The organism is Desulfuromonas carbonis (assembly GCF_054658035.1).
In genome coordinates, this window is sequence record NZ_BAAHXR010000002.1 from 161,944 (window position 1) to 185,115 (window position 23,172).

At 60.8% G+C, this 23,172-nt stretch carries 16 protein-coding genes and 1 pseudogene; 12 read left to right on the top strand and 5 right to left on the bottom strand.

From position 1 onward, the window contains the following. Positions 1–78 precede the first annotated feature (78 nt). The 4 genes from secG to gap form a co-directional block, all read right to left on the bottom strand. Positions 79–441 (bottom strand): preprotein translocase subunit SecG, encoded by a 363-nt coding sequence (gene secG, locus ACYQ8E_RS02985; protein WP_066726866.1) that lies wholly within the window; start codon positions 439–441, stop codon positions 79–81. Between the two features lie 109 nt (positions 442–550). Continuing rightward, positions 551–1,309, bottom strand: a complete 759-nt coding sequence (tpiA, locus tag ACYQ8E_RS02990; protein ID WP_066726868.1) for a triose-phosphate isomerase — start codon at positions 1,307–1,309, stop codon at positions 551–553. 94 nt (positions 1,310–1,403) lie between these two features. Further along, entirely contained in the window at positions 1,404–2,594 is a 1,191-nt protein-coding gene (locus ACYQ8E_RS02995; protein ID WP_066726870.1) for a phosphoglycerate kinase, read from the bottom strand. A gap of 110 nt (positions 2,595–2,704) precedes the next feature. Next, positions 2,705–3,706: a type I glyceraldehyde-3-phosphate dehydrogenase gene (gap, locus tag ACYQ8E_RS03000; protein WP_066726872.1), complete on the bottom strand. Its 1,002-nt coding sequence runs from the start codon at positions 3,704–3,706 to the stop codon at positions 2,705–2,707. A gap of 246 nt (positions 3,707–3,952) precedes the next feature. On the opposite strand from gap, the gene ACYQ8E_RS03005 reads away from it, so the two are divergent. From ACYQ8E_RS03005 to pyrE, 7 genes are all read left to right on the top strand, one after another. Further along, positions 3,953–6,031 carry an ATP-binding protein gene (locus ACYQ8E_RS03005; RefSeq protein WP_066726873.1) on the top strand — a complete coding sequence of 693 codons (2,079 nt, stop codon included), beginning with the start codon at positions 3,953–3,955 and terminating at the stop codon, positions 6,029–6,031. 65 nt (positions 6,032–6,096) lie between these two features. Further along, positions 6,097–6,870 (top strand): MBL fold metallo-hydrolase, encoded by a 774-nt coding sequence (locus ACYQ8E_RS03010; RefSeq protein WP_335339869.1) that lies wholly within the window; start codon positions 6,097–6,099, stop codon positions 6,868–6,870. Between the two features lie 40 nt (positions 6,871–6,910). Next, positions 6,911–8,206, top strand: a complete 1,296-nt coding sequence (purB, locus tag ACYQ8E_RS03015) for an adenylosuccinate lyase (protein ID WP_066726875.1) — start codon at positions 6,911–6,913, stop codon at positions 8,204–8,206. Between the two features lie 316 nt (positions 8,207–8,522). Beyond that, positions 8,523–11,504, top strand: a complete 2,982-nt coding sequence (locus tag ACYQ8E_RS03020) for a phosphoribosylformylglycinamidine synthase subunit PurS (RefSeq protein ID WP_459860059.1) — start codon at positions 8,523–8,525, stop codon at positions 11,502–11,504. A 2-nt stretch (positions 11,505–11,506) separates the two neighbouring features. Next, positions 11,507–12,331, top strand: coding sequence for a phosphoribosylformylglycinamidine synthase subunit PurQ (locus tag ACYQ8E_RS03025; protein WP_066726879.1), 825 nt, complete (start codon positions 11,507–11,509; stop codon positions 12,329–12,331). Positions 12,332–12,480: 149 nt separating this feature from the next. After that, a complete protein-coding gene (purF, locus tag ACYQ8E_RS03030) occupies positions 12,481–13,890 on the top strand; it encodes an amidophosphoribosyltransferase (protein WP_459860061.1) in 1,410 nt (469 codons plus the stop codon). A gap of 85 nt (positions 13,891–13,975) precedes the next feature. Continuing rightward, positions 13,976–14,536, top strand: coding sequence for an orotate phosphoribosyltransferase (gene pyrE, locus ACYQ8E_RS03035; protein ID WP_459860062.1), 561 nt, complete (start codon positions 13,976–13,978; stop codon positions 14,534–14,536). A 291-nt stretch (positions 14,537–14,827) separates the two neighbouring features. On the opposite strand, the pseudogene ACYQ8E_RS03040 reads toward pyrE, so the two are convergent. Continuing rightward, positions 14,828–15,928: pseudogene (locus tag ACYQ8E_RS03040) on the bottom strand (IS4 family transposase); the annotation flags it as partial. 343 nt (positions 15,929–16,271) lie between these two features. Here ACYQ8E_RS03040 and ACYQ8E_RS03045 point away from each other — a divergent pair. The 5 genes from ACYQ8E_RS03045 (at position 16,272) to ACYQ8E_RS03065 (ending at position 23,128) form a co-directional block, all read left to right on the top strand. Next, on the top strand, positions 16,272–17,684 hold the full coding sequence (locus ACYQ8E_RS03045; RefSeq protein ID WP_459860064.1) for a HEAT repeat domain-containing protein: 1,413 nt from the start codon (positions 16,272–16,274) through the stop codon (positions 17,682–17,684). A gap of 661 nt (positions 17,685–18,345) precedes the next feature. Further along, positions 18,346–19,404: a hypothetical protein gene (locus tag ACYQ8E_RS03050; protein WP_459860065.1), complete on the top strand. Its 1,059-nt coding sequence runs from the start codon at positions 18,346–18,348 to the stop codon at positions 19,402–19,404. Positions 19,405–19,601: 197 nt separating this feature from the next. Next, entirely contained in the window at positions 19,602–21,620 is a 2,019-nt protein-coding gene (locus ACYQ8E_RS03055) for a DUF4384 domain-containing protein (RefSeq protein WP_459860067.1), read from the top strand. Between the two features lie 43 nt (positions 21,621–21,663). Continuing rightward, entirely contained in the window at positions 21,664–22,308 is a 645-nt protein-coding gene (locus ACYQ8E_RS03060; protein ID WP_066726893.1) for a hypothetical protein, read from the top strand. Between the two features lie 94 nt (positions 22,309–22,402). Then, positions 22,403–23,128 carry a FecR domain-containing protein gene (locus ACYQ8E_RS03065; protein WP_066726894.1) on the top strand — a complete coding sequence of 242 codons (726 nt, stop codon included), beginning with the start codon at positions 22,403–22,405 and terminating at the stop codon, positions 23,126–23,128. Positions 23,129–23,172: the final 44 nt, after the last annotated feature.

Consider the following 23,172-nt stretch of genomic DNA (forward strand, 5'->3'; position numbering starts at 1 on the left):
GAGCCTGGATGCGCTGGCGAACGGAGAACATTTATACTGATTCGCTTTGCCGCTGTCAACAGCAAAGGCAGGGAACGATCAATTTTTTTGCGCGGCCGCGGGTGCTTCCTCCGGCGCCTTCCCGGGGGTAGCGGCGGGGGCCGGAGCAGTCGGTGCCGGAGCACTGGAAGCGGCGGGAGCGACCGCTTCGGGCATCAGGCTGGAGCTGCCGGGCTTGCCCCAGAAATAGGCCAGAGTGAGGCTGGTGAGCATAAAGATGATCGCCGCGGCGGAGGTCATCCGGCTCATGAAGTTCTTGCCGCCGGAAGCGCCGAACACGGTTTGGCTGGCCCCGGCGCCAAAGGAGGCGCCAATTTCAGCGCCCTTTCCGGCCTGCAGCAGGACGATGATGATCAGGGCAATGCAGACGACGACATGCAGCGCTATTAACAGGTAGGTCATGATGAATTAAAACTCCTCGCACCTTGGGAAATTTCAACAACGCGCACCTTAGCACAGTCGACCGATGTCGCCAAGCAAAAAGCTGAAGGGGGCAGGATTATCTCCCGCGTCAGACCGGCTGAAAGGCGACGATCCGGGCAAAGTCGGCCGCTTTGAGGCTGGCGCCGCCGACCAGGGCGCCGTCGATATCCGCTTCGGCCATAAGGCCGTCGACATTGTCCGGCTTGACGCTGCCGCCGTAGAGGATGCGGGTGGCAAGTGCGGTCTCCGGGTCGGATAACCCCTGCAGCAAACCGCGGATAAAGGAATGGGCTTCCTGCGCCTGATCGTTGCTGGCGACCTTGCCGGTGCCGATTGCCCAGACCGGTTCATAGGCAATCACGACCCCGGCCATCTGCTCAGCCGTTACTCCTTTTAGTCCCTCCTTGACCTGCCGGGTGAGGATATCGAGCATGCGCTCCTCCTCCCGCTCGGCCAGGGTTTCGCCGACACAGAGAATGACGCTGAGACCGGCTGCGAGAACCGCCTGCAGTTTCTGGTTGATGAAGGCGTCGGTCTCGGCAAAGAGCTGCCGGCGTTCCGAGTGGCCGACAATGACATAGCGGCAGCCGACATCGGCCAGGAGTTGCGGTGAAACTTCCCCGGTGTAAGCACCGCTCGCCATCGGGTAACAGTTCTGCGCGGCAAGCTGGATGTTGCTTCCCGCCAGGGCGTCGCCGACAGGCGCCAGTGCCGTGAAGGGGGGAGCTATGACGATTTCGCGCTCCTGGCAATTGGCCACCACCGGAATGAGCGCTTCAACCAGGGCCAGGGCTTCGGCCCGGTTCTTGTGGAGTTTCCAGTTTCCGGCGATCAGCGGAGTGCGCATTTTGTCCTCCTGCAGTGACGGGGAGGGGAACTGCCCTCCTGTGGGGAGATAGGTAGTTGCACGGTCAGGACCCTGTCGTCCTGCCGGGAAAACCTTATTTGTCGGTCAGGGCCACCACGCCCGGGAGCTGTTTCCCTTCGAGAAATTCGAGAGAAGCGCCGCCGCCGGTGGAGATGTGCGTCATCTTCGCTTCCAGCCCGGCCTGGTTGACGGCCGCCACCGAATCGCCACCGCCGATGATCGACAGCGCCCCCGATTCGGCAATTGCTTCGGCAACGGCAAAGGTGCCGCGGGAAAAAGCGGGGAATTCAAAGACCCCCATCGGGCCGTTCCAGACGACGGTAGCCGCCTTCCCGAGAAGTTCCGCGTAGGTACGGACGGTGCGCGGGCCAATATCGAGAGCCATCCGTTCGGCCGGGAAGTTGTCGTTGCCGCATACCAGGGGTTCGCTCTCGGCGCTGAACTCTGCGGCAGTGACGTGATCTTCAGGCAACAGCAGGTTCACCCCGCCGGCTTTCGCCTGCTCAAGCAGGTGGGCCGCCAGTTCGACCTTGTCGGCTTCGAGCAGGGAGCGGCCGCAGCTGACACCGCGGGCCTTGAGAAAGGTGTAGGCCATGCCGCCGCCGATCACCAGGCTGTCGACCTTGCTCAGCAGGTTCTCGATGACCTCGATCTTGTCGCTAACCTTGGCCCCGCCGATGACCGCCACGAAAGGACGCGCCGGATTGGCCAGGGCCGTGCCGAGATAGCGCAGCTCTTTCTCCATCAAATAGCCGGCGGCTGCCGGCTGCAGCAGCCGGGCTACCCCCTCCGTGGAGGCGTGGGCCCGGTGCGCAGTACCGAAGGCGTCATTGACGTAGACGTCACCAAGTCGCGCCAGTTGCCGGCAGAATTCAGGGTCGTTTGCTTCCTCGCCGGGATAGAATCGAAGATTTTCCAGCAGCAGGAGTTCGCCATCGGCGAGAGCGGCGACCGTTTTTTCAACATCGGGGCCGACACAGTCCCCCGCCATGGCCACCGGGTGACCGAGAAGCCGGGAGAGGTAAGGGGCCACCGGCGCCAGGCTGTATTTCGGATTCGATTTTCCCTTGGGCCGGCCGAGATGGGAGGCGAGGATCAGCCGTCCCCCCCGGGAGAGAATGGAGCGAATGGTCGGCAGGGCGGCGACAATCCGGGTGTCGTCGGTGATCTGTCGCTGGTCATCGAGGGGGACGTTGAAGTCGACCCGGCAGAAAACCCGCTTTCCTTTCAGTTCAAGGTCCTCGATGGTGACTTTGTTAAACATGATGGTGCCTCCTGGAACAGGGCGAGAGGGTGTCAAGGCTGGCGCCGGTCGGCTGGTGGACAAAGGAAGAGGGCAGGCTTATCAGATCCTGCCCTCTGCCAATCCGGTGCTCAGCGGCCGGCAATGAAGTTGACCAGGTCGACGACCCGGCTGGAATAGCCCCATTCGTTGTCGTACCAGGAGAGAACCTTGACCATATTGCCGCCGATTACGGCGGTCGACAGGGCGTCTACGGTGGATGAGGCGGGACAGCCGTTATAGTCGATGGAAACGAGGGGGACGGCAGAGTAATTGAGAATGCCTTTGAGAGGGCCCTCCGCTGCCTTGCGAAAGGCTGCATTGACCTCGTCGACACTGGTCGGACGGCCGGTTTCAACGACCAGGTCGACAAGGGAGACATTCGGTGTCGGTACCCGGACCGCCATGCCGTCCAGTTTCCCCTTGAGCTCCGGCAGAACCAGTGCGACCGCCTTGGCGGCGCCGGTCGTGGTCGGGATCATCGACAGGGCTGCCGCCCGTGCCCGGCGCAGGTCCTTGTGCGGCAGGTCGAGAATCTGCTGATCGTTGGTATAGGAGTGGACTGTGGTCATCAGTCCCTTGACGATGCCGAATTCCTGAAGCAGCACCTTGGCGACCGGGGCCAGGCAATTGGTGGTGCAGGAAGCGTTGGAGATGACCCGGTGCCGGGCCGGGTCGAACTCTTCCTGGTTTACCCCGATGCAGACGGTCAGGTCAGCCTCCTTGCCGGGTGCACTGATGACGACCCGATTGGCGCCGGCACTGAGGTGCTTGGCGGCATCGGCACGGTTGGTAAAGAGGCCGGTCGATTCGATGACGATGTCGATGCCGAGCTCCTTCCAGGGGAGGGCGGCGGGATCCCTTTGGCGCAGGACCCGGACCGTTTTTCCGGCCACACTTAAATCGTCGCCACTCACCTCGACGTTAGGTGCAAAGGTGCCGTGGACCGAATCGTATTTCAGCAGATGAGCGAGAGTTGCCGCGTCGGTGAGATCGTTGATGGCGACCACCTCCATGGCACCATGGTTGAATGCCGCACGAAAAACGTTGCGGCCGATCCGTCCGAAACCGTTGATGGCAATTCTGGCAGCCATGGGCGATTCTCCTTTTCTGCGCATTGAAGTTCAGGGAGGGGTGAAAGCCGGATTTAAAACAAGAACTTAGCATCCCGGCACTATGGGCCGATAATAGCGGATGGAAGGTTCGCCGTCAACCGTCATTCAGCAGTGCCAGGCGGGGGATTGTTCTGTTGCCCTTTGCCGGACGATATGCTATTTAGGTGCAACCCTTTGGCGGTCCTCTCCTTTCGGTGGTCGAGAAGCCGGTCCTGTGTGCAGTAGATGAAGAATACCCTCGAAAAACGCATTCTGATTTTCGCCTTTCTGGTCTTGACCCTGACCATTTCGTTCAATACGGGGCTCAATATCGAAGGGTTTCGCAGGGACTACCGGGATGGCATCCTGCTCCGTTGTCAGACCCTGGCCACCGGACTTAAGAGTTCGGTGGAGAAGGTCCTTGGCCTCGGGATCCCCCTGAATGAAATGGAAGGGATCGGTGCCCGCTGCCAGGAGATCGTCGCCAGTGACCCCGAAATTTTCTACTGCCTGATCGAGGACCGGGTCGGTTCTTCCCTCTACTCCAGTAATCCCGCCCTGCGCCTGTCGGCCATTGGGGAATTTCTCTCCTCCATCAATGATCACACCGCCCTTGTTCTGATTCCCGGGCTCGGCGAATTTTATGACGTCACGCTCCCCCTGATGGCCGCTGATGGCTCCCTGGCCGGGCGGATTCGCATCGGCTTTCCGAGCAGTGTCCTGATGGAACATACCACCAAGGTTTTCCAGCGGTCGATCCTGGTGCTGGCGGTCTCCTTTTTCGTGGTCTTTGCCCTGGTGGTCTTTTACACCAAGCGCAACCTGATCGGACCGATTCGCCGGCTCTGCACGGTCGCGGTGGAGATCGCCTCCGGGAACTTCCGGGTCGCTGTGCCGAATATGCCGACCCGGGATTTCGCCGAACTTGCCACCGCCCTTCAGGATATGGCCCATTCGCTCCGTGATCGTGACGAAAAGATCCGCCAGAGCTACAGCGAACTGGAGGAGACCAACCTGCAGCTGCAGGAATCGTATGAACACCAGGAGGCGATCGGGGCCGAACTCGGTCGCAGCCGGGAGATGTACCGGTCCTTGCTCGAGGATGCCTCCGATGCGATTCTGGTCAGTGACGACGAAGACCGCATCGTGCTGATCAACAAAGCGGCCGAAGCGCTCTTTGCCGTACCCCGCGCCAAGACTGAAGGCAAGAATCTCTTCTCTTTTTTCGAACGGATCCAGAGCGAGGAGATCGAATCCCATTACGACTTGCACCGGCAAGTTCTGCAGGGGGAATCCCTGGAGGCCGAACTCTGTTTTGTCCGTCCTTCCGATAGCCGCCGCCTCGTCGGCTGGGCCCGTTCCTCACCGGTGACCGGCAAAGATGGCAAGCGGATGGTGCAGACGATCATCCGTGATGTCACCCAGGAGCGGGAGACCAAGGAGAACCTGGAAAAAAGCACCCGCGAACTCGAACGTCTCAATAAGATGAAGGACTCATTCCTTGGCGTTGCGTCTCACGAACTGAAGACACCTCTGACCGTCATCATCGGTTACACCGAACTGCTGCTGGGCGAGCTCTCCGGCAAGATCGATCCGGCGCTGCTGCCGATGTTGCAGCATATCAGCGATGCGGCCGAGCGTCTCTCGGGGATCGTGCGTGACATGGTGGACGTCTCCATGCTCGACAGTCAGCGCCTGCGCCTCAAGCGCCGTCCCACCGATGTCAACGAACTGGTCCGGCAGACCGTCGCCGAGCTCGAGTTCTTTATCGGGCAGCGACATCAGCACCTGGTCCTCGAACTGGAAGAGGGGCTGCCATTGGCCTCATGTGACGGACCGCGGATTTTCCAGGTCATCACCAATCTGGTGGTCAATGCCATCAAGTTCACCCCGGATGACGGCACCATAACCATCCAGACCCGGACCACCAGGAAGGCGCCGTCGCAGCGGGGACGCAAGTTGACGACGGCGGGGGCGGGGGGATCGGAAGAGATGCTCACCTTTGTCGAGCTGCTGGTTCGCGACACCGGCATCGGCATTTCCGACAAGGACCAGGTCCATATTTTCGACAAGTTCTACGAGGTCGGCAACATCGAGGAACATTTCACCGGCAAGACGGCATTCAAAGGGAAGGGGACCGGGCTCGGGCTGACCATTGCCAAGGGTATGGTCGACAAGCATGGTGGTGAGATCTGGGTCGAAAGCCCCGGCTACGATGCCCAGCTCTGCCCCGGGAGTGTCTTCCATGTCCTCCTTCCGCTGGCCGAAATCCCGGCGGCTAAGGAGGAAGCATCCAGCCCTTCGGAAACGGCCGTGTTGGCCTGATTTCCCCCTTGCACGGGCATCTGAATTCCGGTATAAACACACCGCCTGCCAGGCCGGGAGAAGTTTTGTTGCGTATCTGTCTGCTCGCAAGTGGCAGCAAGGGAAACGCCATCTATCTCGAATGTGGCGAAACCCGGCTCCTGGTTGACGCCGGCCTCTCGGCCCGGGAGCTGGCCTTTCGACTCGCCGCTATCGAAGTCGAGGCCGCCGATCTTGATGCCATTCTGGTTACCCATGAGCATCAGGACCACTGTCGCGGGCTCGGCCCATTCGCCCGGCGATACCGGCTCCCGGTCTTCATGCATGGTGGTGTCCGCGAGATCCTGCCGTCGCTCGGTTCCCTCGACCAACACCACGAGTTTGCCGCCGGGGAACCCTGGGTCTTCAGGGACCTGCAGGTTACCGCCATTCCCTTGACCCATGATGCGCTGGCCCCGGTTGGATTCGTGGTCGAATCGGCTGCGGGCAAGGTTGGGGTTGTTACTGACCTGGGCATTGCCACCCGCCTGGTGGCCGACCGCATGCAGGGGTGCCGGGCACTGGTCGTCGAGGCCAACCACGACGAAGATATGCTTCGGGACGGTCCCTACCCCTGGCCGCTCAAGCAACGCATTCGCAGCAACCACGGTCATCTCTCCAACGCTGCGGCCGCAGACCTGCTCGATGGCCTTCTCTGGGAGGGTCTGGAGGGGGTCTTTCTCGCTCATCTCAGCGAAACCAACAATTTACCGGAGTTGGCCCGCGCCCGCTGTCAGTCGGTGCTCGACCAGCAGAACCAGTGCCGGCCGGATTTGGTCGTTGGCGGGCCGTCCCGGCCGAGCCGCTGCCTCAAACTTTGACCCTGGTACCCCCACCAACCTGCGACAGGAGTTGTAACCGATGATTCCACGTTACACCCGGCCCGATATGGCCCGGATCTGGGAGCCCGAGAACCGCTTCCGCATCTGGCTGGAGATTGAAACCCTCGCCTGCGAGGCCCAGGCCGAGCTCGGCGTGATCCCAAGGGAGGCGGTCGAGGTTATCCGCGCCAAGGGGAACTTCGACATCGCCCGGATCGATGCCATCGAGGCCGAGGTGAAACATGACGTGATCGCCTTCCTCACCTCCGTCGCCGAGTATGTCGGCCCCGAGGCCCGCTTCATCCACCAGGGGATGACCTCTTCGGACGTCCTCGACACCTGTCTTTCGGTGCAGCTGGTCCAGGCCGCTGACGAACTCCTCGCCGACCTCGACCAGCTCCTGGAGGCGATCAAGACCCGCGCCTACGAGCACAGGGGGACGGTCTGCATGGGGCGCTCCCACGGCATTCATGCCGAGCCGGTCACCTTCGGCCTCAAGCTCGCGACCTGGTATGCCGAAATGGACCGCAACCGTGCCCGCCTGCGGGCGGCGCGGGAGGGAATCGCCACCGGTGCCATTTCCGGCGCCGTCGGTACCTTCGCCAATATCGACCCCTTCGTGGAAGAGTACGTCTGCGCCAGGATGGGCCTCAAGCCGGAGCCGGTCTCGACCCAGGTCATCCCCCGCGACCGCCATGCCGAATATTTCTGCGTTTTGGCGATCATCGCCTCGTCGATGGAACGCATTGCCATTGAAATTCGTCACCTGCAGCGCACTGAGGTCCTGGAGGCAGAGGAGTTCTTCTCCAAGGGGCAGAAGGGATCATCGGCGATGCCGCACAAGCGCAACCCGATCCTCTCCGAGAATCTCACCGGCCAGGCCCGTTATGTGCGCGGTTTTGCCGTACCGGCGCTGGAGAACGTTGCGCTCTGGCACGAGCGCGATATCTCACACTCCTCGGTAGAGCGCTACATCGGGCCAGACGCCACCGTTGCCCTCGACTTTTCCCTGCGCCGCCTCGCCGGGCTGGTCAAAAACCTCGTCGTCTATCCGGCGAACATGCTGAAGAACCTCAACCAGATGAAGGGGCTGGTCTTCTCCCAGAAGATTCTCCTCGATCTGACCCAGGCCGGGGTCTCCCGCGAGGACTCCTACCGGTTGGTGCAGCGCAATGCCATGAAAGTCTGGGAAGAGGGGAAGGATTTCCTTACCGAACTGCTCGCCGATCAGGAAGTCGTCGGGGCGCTGGGCGAGGCAAAAATCCGCGAGGCCTTCGACCTGGGCTACCACCTCAAGCACGTCGACACCATCTTCAAGCGGGTGTTCGGGGAATAAGGCAAAAACCCGGTAAAGGCAAGGCGTTTCACGCGGATAAAAATCTGATTTGAACCAAGAGCTTTATGGCTTGATCCGAATTTAATCTCAGGTGGGTCGAATTCCCCGAAGCTTGCTTCGATGAAAGCGATCAATCTAAACTTTTGATACCCCGTAGCTTGCTGCGGGGAGATTCATTCAGGTTTGATCCGATTTTTTCCGCGTGAGAAGGCTTTGGATTTCGGCTTAGGTCTTTCGCTTTAACTAATCGATATGCAGGGCTTTTCCTGGTGCCTCTTGGGGCGCTTCGGAAAGCCGGTTGGCAAAGGAGAACTCCATGCCCTGGAGAATCGTGGTCGGCCTGAAAGACGGCGTGCGCGACGCGCGCGGTGAACGGGTCAAGGAAGAGATTCGCCAGCACCTCGGCATTGCCCTCGACGGGGTGCGGACGCTGGATGTCTACACGGTCGATGCGCAACTGACCGCCGACGAATTGGAGCAGGCGGCCGCCGGCCCCTTCTCCGATCCGGTGATCCAGGACTACGCGGTCAACGCGCCCCTGGCCCACGACTTCGACATGCTGATCGAGGTCGGCTATCGTCCCGGGGTGACCGACAACGCCGGACGCACCGCCAAGGAGGCGATCCAGTACCTCACCGGCCGGGCCTTTGCCGCCGGGGAGGGGGTCTATACCTCGGTGCAATACCTCCTCTCCGGCCGGATCAGCGAGGAGACGGCGGAGAAGATCGCCCGCGGCTTTCTTGCCAACGAACTGATCCAGCGCTGGACCATCGTTCCGGCGAACCGCTTCGATCGATCCAGGGGGTTGCCGGTCAGCGTGCCAAAAGTGACCGGCGGCGCCGAGCCGCAGGTGCGAAAGCTCGACCTTAACGTCTCCGATGCGGAGCTGCTGAAAATCTCCCGGGAGGGGATGCTCGCCCTCAACCTCGAAGAGATGAAGGCGATCCAGGCCCATATCGCCGACCCCGCTGTCCAGGCGCAGCGGGCCAAAGTCGGGCTCGGCGCCCAGCTCACCGACGCCGAACTCGAGGCCCTGGCCCAGACCTGGAGCGAACACTGCAAGCACAAGATCTTTGCCGCGAAGATTGAATACACCGATGAAAATGGCGCCAACCAGGTGGTCGATTCCCTCTTCAAGACCTTTATCGTCGGCGCTACCCGCGACGTGCGCAAGGCCAAGGGATCGCGGGATTTCTGCCTCTCGGTCTTCAAGGACAACGCCGGGGTTATCCGTTTCAACGACGACTGGTCGCTGGTCTTCAAGGTCGAAACCCACAACTCTCCTTCGGCGCTTGACCCCTACGGCGGCGCCCTGACCGGCATCGTCGGCGTCAACCGTGATCCTTTCGGGACCGGCCTCGGCGCCCGGCTGATCTTCAACACCGACGTCTTCTGTTTCGCCTCCCCCTTTTACAGCAAGCCGCTGCCGCCGCGCCTGCTGCACCCGCGGCGCATCTTCGAAGGGGTCGTCGAGGGGGTTGAGCACGGTGGCAACAAGAGCGGCATTCCGACCGTCAACGGATCGATCGTCTTTGACGAGCGTTTTGCCGGCAAGCCGCTGGTTTACTGCGGCACCGCCGCGCTGATGCCGGCGATGCTGCACGGCCGCCCCGGGCACGAGAAGAAGGCGCTGGTCGGCGACCGTATCGTCATGACCGGCGGACGCATCGGCAAGGATGGCATTCACGGCGCCACCTTCTCCTCCGAGGAGCTGCATGAAGGCTCCCCGGTCACCGCGGTGCAGATCGGCGATCCGATCACCCAGCGGCGGATGTTCGATTTTCTGACCATCGCCCGGGATCGCGGGCTTTATAATTCAATTACCGACAATGGCGCCGGCGGGCTCTCCTCCTCCGTTGGCGAGATGGCCGAGGATACCGGCGGCTTCGAACTTCATCTCGATCGCGCCCCCCTTAAGTATCCGGGCCTGCAGCCCTGGGAGATCCTGATTTCCGAGGCTCAGGAACGGATGACGGTGGCGGTTCCGCCCGACAAGCTCGATGCATTCATGACCCTCGCCCGGGAGATGGATGTCGAGGCGACCGATCTCGGCCAGTTCACCGATTCGGGGTTCTACCACTGCCTCTACCGGGGTGAGCCGGTCACCTACCTCTCCATGGAGTTTTTGCACGAAGGGGTCCCCCAGCTGGTGATCCCGGCGCGCTGGGAAGAGAAGGCGCCGCCAGAGCCCCAGCTCCCCCAGCCTCTCGACCTCGACGCCACCCTGCAGAACCTCCTCGCGCGGCTCAATATCTGTTCCAAGGAGAGCGTGGTGCGCCGTTACGACCACGAGGTCCAGGCCGGCACCGTGCTGAAACCCCTCTGCGGGGTCGATAATGACGGGCCGGCCGACGGACCGGTGGTGCGCCCCCTCTTCGATTCCTTCGAAGGGGTGGTGACGACCCATGGCATCTGCCCGCGTTACTCGGACATCGACACCTACCACATGATGGCCTGCGCCATCGACGAGGCGCTGCGCAATTTCGTCGCCGTCGGCGGCAATATCGAGCACGTTGCCGGTCTCGACAACTTCTGCTGGTGCGATCCGGTCAAGAGCGACAAGACGCCGGACGGTGAATACAAGGCGGCCCAGCTGGTGCGCGCCAACCAGGCGCTCTATGACTACTGCCTCGCCTTCGGCGTGCCGCTGATTTCCGGCAAGGACTCGATGAAGAACGACTACCAGATCGGCGACACCAAGATCTCGATTCCGCCGACCGTCCTCTTCTCGGTGATCGGCAAGATCGACGACGTGCGCAAGGCCACGACCATGGATGTCAAGCGCGTCGGTGATCTGGTCTACATCCTCGGCCTGACCCGCGATGAGCTGGGGGGGTCCGAATATTACGCGATGCGCGGTGAAGTTGGCCGCAACGTCCCCCGGGTCGACGCCGCCAGCGCGCTGGCGCGCTACCGGGCACTCAACGCCGCCCAGGCGCAGGGTTTGGTCGCCTCCTGCCACGATCTCTCCGACGGCGGTCTCGCTGTTGCCCTCGCTGAGAGCGCTTTTGCCGGCGGCTTCGGCATCCAGGCCGAACTGGCGCAGCTGCCGACGGAGGGTGTGCTGCGCAGCGACACCCTGCTCTTTTCCGAGTCGCAGAGCCGGCTGCTGGTGACCGTGCACCCGGAACAGATGGCCGCCTTCGAGGCGCTCTTTGCCGGGCAGGTCTGCGGCCTGATCGGCCGGGTCATCGCCGAGCCGGAGCTGCTGGTCTTCGGTTGCGCAGGGGAAATCGTGGTCAAGGCCCCGCTTGCCACCCTCAAAGAGGCCTGGCAACGGCCGCTCAGGGAGCTGTAATCATGTCGAAACAGGTCCGTTCCATCGTCATCGCCGGCAACGGCACCAACTGTGAGCGCGAGGTCGCCAATGCCTGTCGCCTGGCCGGCGCCGAAGTGGCCGACATTGTTCATATCGCCGAACTGCTGGCCGGCCGGGTCGAACTCGGCAGCTACCATTTCCTCAATTTTGCCGGCGGATTCCTCGACGGCGACGACCTCGGCAGTGCCAAGGCTGGCGCCAATCGCCTGACCCACGCCCGGGTGGCTGGCGGCCGGGAGAACCTGGCCGCCCAGATCGGTCGCTTCATTGCCGACGGCAAACTCATCATGGGGGTCTGCAACGGTTTCCAGCTGATGGTCAAGATGGGACTTCTGCCCGGGCTGGACGGTGACTATCGGCGCCAGACTACTACCCTGACCTTCAACGACGGTGGTCGTTTCGAGGATCGCTGGACCTACCTCGCGGTCGATCCCGCATCGCCCTGCATCTACACCCGCGGCCTCAAGGGGATTTACCTCCCGGTGCGCCACGGCGAAGGAAAGTTCGTTGCCGAGAGTCCGGAACTGCTGGCGCAGCTCGCCGCCCGCCACCTCACGGTCCTCAAGTACGCCGATCGCGATTTTACTCCGACCATGGAGTACCCGCTGAATCCCAACGGTGCCCAAGGGGCGGTCGCCGGTCTCTGTGACCCGAGCGGGCGGATTTTCGGTCTGATGCCCCACCCGGAAGCCTATGTCCACCGTACCCATCATCCGCGCTGGACCCGCGAGGAGTTGCCGGAGGAGGGGATGGGGCTGTGGCTCTACCAGAACGCGGTCTCTTTTATCCGCCAGGAACTCCTCTGAGCGGCGCCCAGTTCTGGTCGGGCCGACTAGTCGCCGGGGAGCGGCTATCTTTTCTGCGGGGGCCTGTGCTAGACTACGCTCCTGAATCCCTCAAACTTTATTTAACGTGTTGAATACGCGGGTAAAAACGCCCGAAAGGATAGCCCTACATGTTCGATAAATTCCAGGATGAATGCGGAGTTTTCGGGATCTTCGGCCACCCCGAGGCTGCCAACCTCACCTACCTGGGGCTCTACGCCCTGCAGCACCGCGGCCAGGAGAGCTGCGGCATCGTTGCCTCGGATGGAGCCAAGCTGCGCGCCTACAAGGGGATGGGCCTGGTCGCCGATGTCTTCAAGCGTGACGCCATTTTCGACGAACTTTCCGGTCGCAGCGCTATCGGCCATGTCCGCTACTCGACGGCGGGCGGCAACGATTTCAAGAACTGCCAGCCGATCATGGTCGACTACCATCGCGGTTCCATCGCCGTAGCCCATAACGGCAATCTGGTGAACGCCCAGGAGGTCCGCAACGAGCTCGAGCAGTCGGGGTCGATCTTTTCGACGATTGCGGACACCGAAACGATCATCCACCTTCTCGCCCGCGCCCAGTGCGACTCCCTGCCGGACCGGATCACCGAAGCCCTGATGCGCGTCAAGGGCGCCTACAGCCTGGTCTTCCTTACCGAGACCCGCATGGTGGCTGTCCGCGATCCCAACGGCTTCCGGCCGCTGGCGCTCGGACGACTCGACGGCGCCTACGTGGTGGCTTCCGAGACCTGCGCTTTTGACCTGATCGAGGCCGAATTCATCCGCGAGATCGAGCCGGGGGAGATGATTCTGATCGACAAGAACGGGATGCAGTCTTTTCATCCTTTCGGCGAGAAGGTCGCGCCGTCCCCCTGCATCTTCGAGTTCATCTACTTCTCCCGACCCGACAGCACCATCTTCGGCAAGCAGGTCTATGGTGTGCGCAAGGAGTTCGGCCGCGTACTAGCCCGGGAACATGCGGTCGAGGCGGATGTCGTCATCCCGATCCCCGACTCCGGGGTGCCGGCGGCTATCGGGTATGCGGAAGAGTCGGGGATTCCCTTCCAACTTGGGTTGATCCGCAACCACTATGTCGGCCGCACCTTCATCGAACCGCAGCAGTCGATTCGCCACTTCGGGGTTAAGATCAAGCTCAACCCGGTGCGTGAGGTGATCGAGGGGAAGCGTGTCGTGGTGGTGGATGATTCCCTGGTGCGCGGTACCACGGCGCGCAAGATCATCAAGATGATCCGCAACGCCGGCGCCGCCGAGGTCCACATGCGCGTCTCCAGTCCGCCGACCTCCTTCCCCTGCTATTACGGCATCGACACGCCGACCCGAAAAGAACTGATCTCTTCCAGCCATACCGTCGAGGAGATCAACCGCTATATTACGGCGGACAGTCTCGGCTATCTCAGCAGGGAAGGGATGCGCGCCGCTGCCGGTGCTCCGGAAGGGAACCCCGGGCATTTCTGCGACGCCTGCTTCAGCGGCCAGTACCCGGTCAAGTTCCCGCGTCTCAAGGCGGACAGCCAGCTGGGACTTTTCTAGTTCAGAATCCTGGGAAGCCTGGGACCGATAGGAGATATGCCCCAGGCGTCCCAGGGGTCCTATTAATTTCACAGGAGGATTTTTCATGACTCAGGAAGAACGCAGCGAACTGATGGACATCGTCCGCCGCCTGTCCTACGAAGAACGGGAGGTGACTCTCGCCTCGGGGCGCAAGAGCAACTTCTATTTCGACGGCAAACAGACCTGTCTCCACGCCAAAGGGGGGCTGCTGGTCGGCAAGGCCTTCTGGCAGGAAGTAAAGGAATTTGAAGGTCCGATTCATGGCGTCGGTGGTCTGACTCTCGGCGCCGACCCGATTGCGACTGCCACTTCCATTGCGGCCGCCCTTGAAGGTACCAATGTCCATGCCTTCATCATCCGCAAAGAGCCGAAAGGGCATGGGACCGGCCAGTGGCTTGAAGGGCGCAAGAATCTGCCGCCCGGAAGCCGGGTCGTCATTGTGGAAGATGTCACCACCACCGGCGGGTCTTCGATGAAGGCGGTCGAGCGGGCCCGGTCCGAGGGCCTTGAGGTCGTCGGCATCGTTACCCTGGTCGATCGGGAAGAAGGGGCTCGCGAAAATATCGAGGGAGCGGGGCAGCAGCTGCGCTCGGTCTTCACCCGGACCCAGGTGGTCGGAAAATAGCCAGGCGCCAAATCGTCAATAGCTTTGTCGAGGGAGGCGATCAGCCTCCCTCCGCTTTTGGAAAGAGTTGCAGTCCTCTCGTGCTGCCCCGCCAATCGCTGCGGAAAATGATTATTTTCATCCCCCCGCGCATCCACTCCGGCCAACTCAGGCTGGCCAACTCTGGCCAACTCTGGCTTGACATTTCCCAAGTAAAATAGTTCAATAACCACCAGTAGTGTCCGGTTAAGAAGTTGCATAGGCTCCGAAGTCCAAGTCAATGATATCGGGAGGCCCTAAGCCTGCGGCCGCATCCTCGGCGGCCTCGTTGCGAATATTGTTGCGAAGCTCACGCACCCTGTTGATGCTGACACGTTCGCCATGCTCTTCGTGGCAGTAGATGGCCAGCAGCAAATAAGTAATCAACCCTGCGAGGATCTGCACCAGCAGGCCGTAGGGACTGCGGGCAATCAGGTGATACACCTTGAGGTGGCGCTTCCACCAGGCGAAGAAGGACTCGATCGTCCAGCGTAGCTTGTAGATCAAGGCAATCTGCTCGGCGGTCAGATCGAAGCGGTCGGTGGCGACCCAATAGGATTTTTGGTCAACCTTGTAGCCGACCACACGCACTTCTCGTTCGGTCTGGTTGACATCTTTGGTGCCGAGCAACACCCTGGCGTCATAGAAAACATGACTGCCGGGGACAACAGGATTGGCGCTCAACTCCGTCTTACGAGAACTGGCTTTGATGCGGCAGACAAAGTGGCGTCCCTGATCCTGCCAGTCGTCAAAGTTTTTGTAACACTGGTAATAGCGGTCATAGACACCTGTCTGACCGGGAGCCACGAGCCGTTCCGCCTGAGGACGCTCGTCGCCCTTGCCGTCGGTTAATGTGACTTTCTGGGGGACACCACGACCGATATCGAACCCCAGGTGAACCTTGGCCTTTTTGGCTCCGTCTCGATAGTCCGCCCAGAGCATGGACAGCGTAGCGTCAATCAGCGAACCATCGACGGCGATCAGATCGCCGAGATCGGAGATGTCTTTGGCGACAGGAATCTTTTGTGAGACCTGTTTCTGCAGGTCTTCGTAAACATGAATCATCTGCTCCAGCCCTCGGGTATTGATCGCCTCAAAGAAGGCGCTTTTCCGGATACCGCCGGGCGGTGCAATATGAGTCGCGGCAAAATCTTCCTGCGTCAGAACCTGAAGCAGATGACGCCCCGAAGAATGCTCTTCGAGGTGATAGTAGGTCAGGATTTTCAACTGATCTTCAAACGTCATCTGCAGTGGCCTGTTGCCTCGGGCCTCAAGAACCGGGGCATGTTCGAGAGCGCCCTTGAACGGGGTAAAAAGTCGGACAATGGAGCGCCTGCTAAGCCGGGTACGGTGGCAGCGAACAAGTAATGACATTTTCGTAAATCCTCATATAAAATAGGTATTTACGAAAATCACCGCGCCGACTTCACGACGATTTGTCAAGCAAAAAATACGCTAACTTGTGAAAATATTTACAATTATCTGCAACTTTGGGTGAATGCAATTTGCTAACCGGACACTACTGAATAACCACAAAAATTTAACTTCCTTCCGGTACTGGCGCAGCGATTGCCCTGCCACGGTTTGATCTCGCTGCCGCACTCTCCGGAAAACCCACGTGCACTTAGGTACCATTTCAGTGAATTTGATGACCGCCAGGTCTTTGCCGACGACAGGTGCTTTCTACGGTCTGTCGGGAATCAAGGGGAGTGTGCCCATGTCTATCTATTCAGTATTACCGCGTTTTCGGCGCCACACCAGGTCCCCCCTCTGGCTCTTTCTCCTGCTGTTTGTGACCTTCGGGGCAGTCACCCCGGGGGAGGGGGCCTGGTACGACCAGTACGGCATCTCTTCCAAGGGGGCCCTGACCTCTCCGGCCTCGGTCCCCGGGCTGACCAATGCTCTTGGCAGCCGGGACGCCAACGTGCGCAAGTCGGCAGCCCAGTATCTCGGCAAAATCGGTCCGGCGGCCCGTGATGCGCTGCCGACCCTGATCGGTATGATTGGCTCTGAACCCCACCCCCGGGTACGCGGTGAGATTATCGTCGCGGTTTCAAGGATCGACCTCACCCCCGAGGCGGTTTCGGCGATGCTGGTGGCGTTGACCGACAGGGATGCCAATATCCGCAAGGCGACCCTGATCGCCCTGACCCGATCCGACTATCGGGGGAGTGATTTTGTCGCCGCGGTGGAAGAGATGGCGAATAACGATGCCCACAGCAGGGTCCGGGCGCTGGCCGCCAAAACGTTGCCGTCGCTGCAGAGTGGTCCTACTACCCCCGGGATCGGCAGCAGTGGCGGCGGTGCCATCGCCGGCAGTTTGCCGCGCACCACCAAGGAAAACCGTTACGGTGTCGCTGTCATCATCGGCAACCGCTATTATTCAAACAATAATAAGGACGTTCCTAACGTCGAATATGCCTACAATGATGCCCAGGCAATGTATGAATACGTCACCCAGACCCTCGGCTTTCGCGAGGGGAATATCATTTACCTGAAGGACGCCACTCAAGCCGACCTGGTCAGCACCTTCGGCACCAAGGACAATCCCAAGGGAAAACTCTTCGACTGGGTTCGTCCCGGCCAATCGGATATCTTCATTTACTACTCCGGCCACGGGGCGCCGGGACTCTCCAACGGCCAGGGGTACCTGTTGCCGGTGGACGGTAATCCGCTGAAGGTCGAGCTCAACGGCTATCCTCTCGATACCTTCTACGCCAACATGGCCAAGATCCAGGGGCGCTCCACCACCATTATTCTCGACGCCTGCTTTTCCGGGGTCTCCTCCAACGGTGCGGTGGTGCGCAACGCCTCCTCGATCTCCCTTAAACTGGTAGATACCAAACCAACTCTTTCCAAGGGGACCACGGTGCTGACTGCCGCCGGAATGTCCGAGGTCGCCTCCTGGGATCCCGAATCGGAGCATGGGCTCTTCACCAGTTATTTCCTCAAGGGGATTCAGGGGGAGGCAGATGAAGGGGACTACGGTAATGGGGACGGTATCGTCACTGTCGGCGAAATGAAGAAGTTTCTCCAGGAAGAGGTAGCCTACAATGCCCGGCGCCTCTACGGGCGGGACCAGAATCCGCAAATTTCCGGGAATGCTGCGCAGGTCATCTACGGCGACTAAGCCATACCACCCAGGCGGAGTGACTTCCATGGACCATTTGCGCCCCCTGCACCTGCTGTTCGCCTGTTGCCTGGTTATCTCCCTGGTGGTTCTGGCCCCCGCGTCATTACCTGCTGGCGAAGTTGACCCCGACCTGGCGGAGATAGGTGCGCTTCAGGCCGAGATCGACCAGGAGCTTGCAGCGTTTCGGGACGAAATCGGCACTGAATTTCACGCTTTCCGGGATGAACGGGACCGTGATTTTGCTGAATTTTTGCAGGAACAATGGGCTGCCTTCCAGGAATTCGAAGGACTGGTGGCCACTATCGGCCCGAAACCGAAGGTTATTCCACCTGCCTCGCAAAAACCGGATGATAATGCGGTAAAGCCGAGCGGCCCCCGGGTCCATCCGGCACCCGCACCTGCACCGGCACCGGCTCCTACACCGATCCCGGTTCCTGCACCTGCACCTGCACCTGCACCTGCACCTGCACCTGCACCTGCACCGGCACCGGCTCCTACACCGGCTCCTACACCGGTTCCCGCACCCGCACCCGCACAGGTCCCCGGTCCCGGGGCCGGGCCGGTTCCGGTTCCGGTTCCGACACCGGTCATCGCTCCGGTTTCAGCACCGGTTGGGCCGAATGCCAACGTCGCCCGAATCAATTTTTTCGGGACAACCTTGACGATTCCCTTTGATCCCGCCCTTCGGTCCGAGCTCGGCAACAAGATAAACAATCGCGCAATCAGTGATGTCTGGACCACCTACAGTACCGCCGACTTTCCACCGCTGATCGAGGATCTCGGCCGGTTGCGACAGCAAATCGGGTTAAACGACTGGGGCTACCTTCAACTGGTGCGGGGTCTTGCCGATAGCATCCAGCCGACACCCAACGATGCCGAACTCTTCACCTGGTTTTTGCTTACCAAGTCGGGATACCTCTGCAAGGTCGGTTATTATGGCAGCCAGGTCTACCTTTTGGCCCCGGCCAGCCCGGTCATCTATGAGACGCCCTATTTCAACCTGAACGGTGCCCGTTTCTACAATCTGACCACCTTGCGGGGGGTCGAGAACCCCGGTCGCATCCTGACTTACGGAAAGGACTACCCGGGGGTTGACCAGCCCCTCGCCTTGAATATGGCGCAACCCCCGACAGTTGGCCGGGAACCCTTCACGCGGGAACTGCGCTTCAGCTATGCCGGAAAGTCCTACCTCATCAAGGTCGCCGGCAGCCGGCAGGTGGTTCGGTTCCTTGACGATTATCCCCAGACCGATTTCCCGGTCTTCTTCGCGGCACGCATGACACCGGAGGCAGACAGCTCCCTGCTCGATGCGCTACGGCCCCTGGTCGAAGGGAAGACCGAGAGTGAGGCGGTCAACCTGCTGCTCCGGTTTGTCCAGACCGCCTTCTCCTATCAGACCGATGACGAACAGTTCGGCAAGGAGAAGTACCTTTTTGTCGACGAAACCCTGTTCTTCCCCTATTCGGATTGCGAGGATCGCTCGATCCTTTTCTCCTTCCTGGTCCGCCGCCTGACCGGGCTGCCAGTGGTCGGCCTGCACTTCCCGGGGCACGTCGCCACGGCGGTCAGGTTTTCCGGCAAGGTCCCCGGAGACAGTGTCGTCATCGCCGGTGAACGCTATACCATCTGCGATCCGACCTACATCAATGCCAATATCGGCATGGCGATGCCGCAGTTTCGTACCGTTAACCCGGAGATCATCCCGGTCGGTCTCTGACCGTCCGGTTACCTGGATCGATTTCAACTGGAGCAGGAATGACAGTTTTTCCCGCAAATTTCAGAATCGGGCGGCGCTGGTGGCTACTTGCCGGATTGCTGCTGCTGGCCGGCTGCGCGCCTGCAACCCCTGACCCGACACCTCGGCGGCCTGCTGGAACTCCAGCCGTAGAAGGACGGGTTGCGACCGAATACACCATGATCGATGCGACCGCACCGGAAATGCCGGAATGGACTCTTGCGATTCCTGACGATGCGAATGGTGTGCATTACCTGGTTGCCCTGTCGGAACACCATGCTTCGGAACAGGATGCCCGGGAAACCGCGATGAAGAACGCCCGTCTCCAGTACGCGCAATATACCGGTGTCGAGGTGAGTGAAGTCGATGAGGTCATTCGCTCCATGTACGGGGCATCGAGTTCCGTTCTCGACCCGACCGTCGCCGGACGTAACCAGACCACCCAGAATACCGATGCCGAAGTCAGCCGGATCAAAGCGAAGCAGTGGTACCGGCAGACCTTCCAGGCTACCCGGGGCGGGGTTTCCCAGGGGCTGGTCTACAAATACTATGTGCTGGTCTCGGTGCCGACCGACGAAATCGAAAGGGTTCAGCAATGGCGACGTTCCCGCCAGGCGAATAAGCTTCAGGCGCAGAAACGGCTTGAGGAACAGGCGGAGCGGGAGCTGACGGAACTGCTCGATGGGCATCGCCAGAAGTTACAGGAGATCGACCGCAAGCAGGCGACCGGCGACCTGGTAACCACCCTGGTTTTGATCAAAACGGAAAGTGATCGCCTCGGTCGCGCGGTGGCACAATTTGAAAGTCGGGGCGATGTCTATGCCCGGCGCGCTGCCACCCTGAGCGAGGCGCAAAAGGGAACCCTGGAGCGGGTGGCGCGGCTGCGCAGTTCGCTGGTAATCGATGTCGGTCACTGCAGCAGCGTCTGTATCCTCGATTCGGCCCCGGGGTACGTTATCCCGGTCTGGGTATGGACCAGGAACCCGGGCCAGGTCGAGGCGGTTTCCGGCCTCCCCCTGCTCCTCTCCGATCCGGCAGGAAAAGTGGTGGGGCGTGCGACGACCAGCGCTACCGGCAAAGCAGAATTCAGCCTCCCGGTCCTCGCCCCCGGGCGGTACCGGGTGACCATCGATACTTCCAGCGGCCAGCTCTCCACCCTCGACCCGGAACTGATCCGCGGTTTTGAAGCTGTCGAAAACAGCCTGCAGGCCGTGACGACCACCAGTGATTTCGATGGCGCCATCCAGAACGCCGTTAACCAGCTCTTCACTGGGCCCGGGCATCTGCCGCCGCCGGTCGAGAAGGTTATCCTCGGCCCGGTGACCTTCGCCACGAGCCGCGAAGGGAGCGAGCTCGCTTTGGCCATCCAACGCCAGCTGCGGCTCAACATTACCCGAATCAACGGATTGACGGTTCTCGAACCGAAACCCCGGGATGCCCAGGTGGTGGCCCAGGCCGTGACGCGGGGCATTGCCCTGAGTTCTGACCAGCCTGTGGGGAATAAGGGTGCCGCTCCGACCGTCGGGTCACCGTCGATCCAGGCGATAATTGACGGTGCCCAGGCCGCCCTCGAATCGACCTACACTGTCAACGGGGACAAGGTTCTGCTCGATTTGACCTTGCGGGAAGCCGGTACCGACCGGCTGCTGGCGGCGACCGGAGTGTCGATCCCCACCTCGGCAATTCCGGTCGGACTGCAATGGAGGCCACTGCAGATCCGGGAAGAGGTGGCGCCCCTGGTCGAACCTGTCGGAGGCGCCATTCACCTGCAGGTCGCTTCCCATCTCGGCGATGGCCAGACCTTCCAGGAAGGGGACGTGATTTCCTGGTTCGTCAGCGCTGACCGGGATGCCTATATCCTTTTGATCTACGAAGACGCTGCCCGGAACCTGATCCAGATTCTGCCCAATCGCTACTCCGGGGACGGACATTTCCCGGCCGGGCGTTTTTTGCAGATTCCCTCGGCCAGGGATCGTTTCGAGTTCACGATCACCAGCCCCTTCGGGCGGGAAAAGATCTGGGCCTTTGCCTCGGTCACCCCTTTCCCAAAACTCGCCGCGGCTGAGCTCGAAAACGGCCTCTACTTGTTGCGGGAAGATTTGCCGACCATTGTTCGTCGCCTGCGCAGTGCCGGCAAGGCCGCCGGTAATTTTTACGGTGAAGCCCAGGCAATGATTACTACTGTGGCTTCACGTTGACGTGCCTGAAATATTTCTGACCCCAGACAAGGAGGACTCATCGATGAAAAAAAACCTGAGCATGTTGGTATCTGGTGTATTGCTCGCCTTTTTGGCAGCCTGTTCCGCCACCCAGGAACCGGTCGCCATTCCCCCCACCCCCGGTGAAGCGCTGATCTGGTCATCCGCTGCCGAGCGTCCGGCCTGGACCATGGAAGAGCCGGAGACCAAGGATGGGCAGATGTGGTTTGTCGGCCTTTCCGGGAAACTCTCCACCGAACAGCTCGCCCGCGACGACGCCAAACGCAATGCCACCAAGAGTGTGGTTCAGTACATGGGGACGCTGGTTAAGGACAAGTTCGAGCGCGCCCGGGTGAGCTACGGTCTGGAGAGCGATGTGGTCGATCCGACCGCCGGTGCCCGTGAGTTCGAAAAGCAGATGTCCGTCAATATGGCCAGCAAGGTCAAGGTCAAAAACTGGTACCAGGAGAAGTGGCAGACCCCGACCGGTGTAGCCAATGTCGCTTATGCTCTCGCCTTTGTTCCCCTTGAGGCGATGGATGAGACCTATCAGCAGACGGCGAAAAATCTCGCCAAGGATGCCGAGCGCAAGGCGAAGGAAGCGAATGATGCCGTTGCCAAGCAGCAGGCGGAAAAAGCCGCTGAATTCTGGGCGCAGATGCAGGACCAGGGTGTCGTTGAGAAGTAAGCCCGGCATTTTTGGGGAACCCCAGGTCGGTGCCTGCTGGCCATGGCCAGCAGGCACCGACTTCTTCCTGCTCTTCTCCTCTGAGGCTTGACCGATGATCCGCTATCTTTCGTTGCTATTGATCTTTTGTGCCCTTCCTGCCCTGGCCGCGGAACCCCTCGGCCAGGTCGAGAGTGTTAGCGGCAAGGTCCTTTTCTACCCGCAGGGTCGGGTTCGCGGCGAGACCTTGCGTCAACCCGGGGCCAGACTGGGGGCAGGGGACTCGCTGACGACCCAGCGCGGTGGCGAGTCCAGACTCGCATTCGTCGATGGTAACCGGATGATCCTGACCGAAAATTCAACCCTCCTGGTCAAGGGCCGGGATGCCGCCGAGGTCAAGACCGGCATGGTGCTGCTCGATATCCGGAAACGGGGAGAGCTCAAGGGGTTTGAGGTCAGCAGCGCCACGGTCACCATCGGCGTTCGCGGTACCCGCTTCGCCGTTAGCAATGCGGACGGTCGGGTCGCCGTTCATCTCAAGGAAGGAAAACTGGCGGTAAAGTCGGCCAGCGGTGGCTTTCAGAAACATCGCGACGGGGACTTCGCCGATCAGTTCCAGCAGATGAAGGATGACCTGCGCCAGCGTTTCGACGCCGATCGGGAACGGATGCAGGCCCAGTTCGACGCTGCCCGCGAGCATATGGCGGCAGGGGATATCGAATTCGTCGAGCAGATCGAACTCGAGGAGGGGAGCAGCCTTACCATCGAAGGGAACGAGGCCTGGGTGACCCCTCTCGGAAGCGACCTTGATGCCGAGTTCGCCCGCTTCGAGAATTTCTAGAGAAGAATTTCGACGCGAGTAAATAGGAAGAGGGCGGCGCCTGA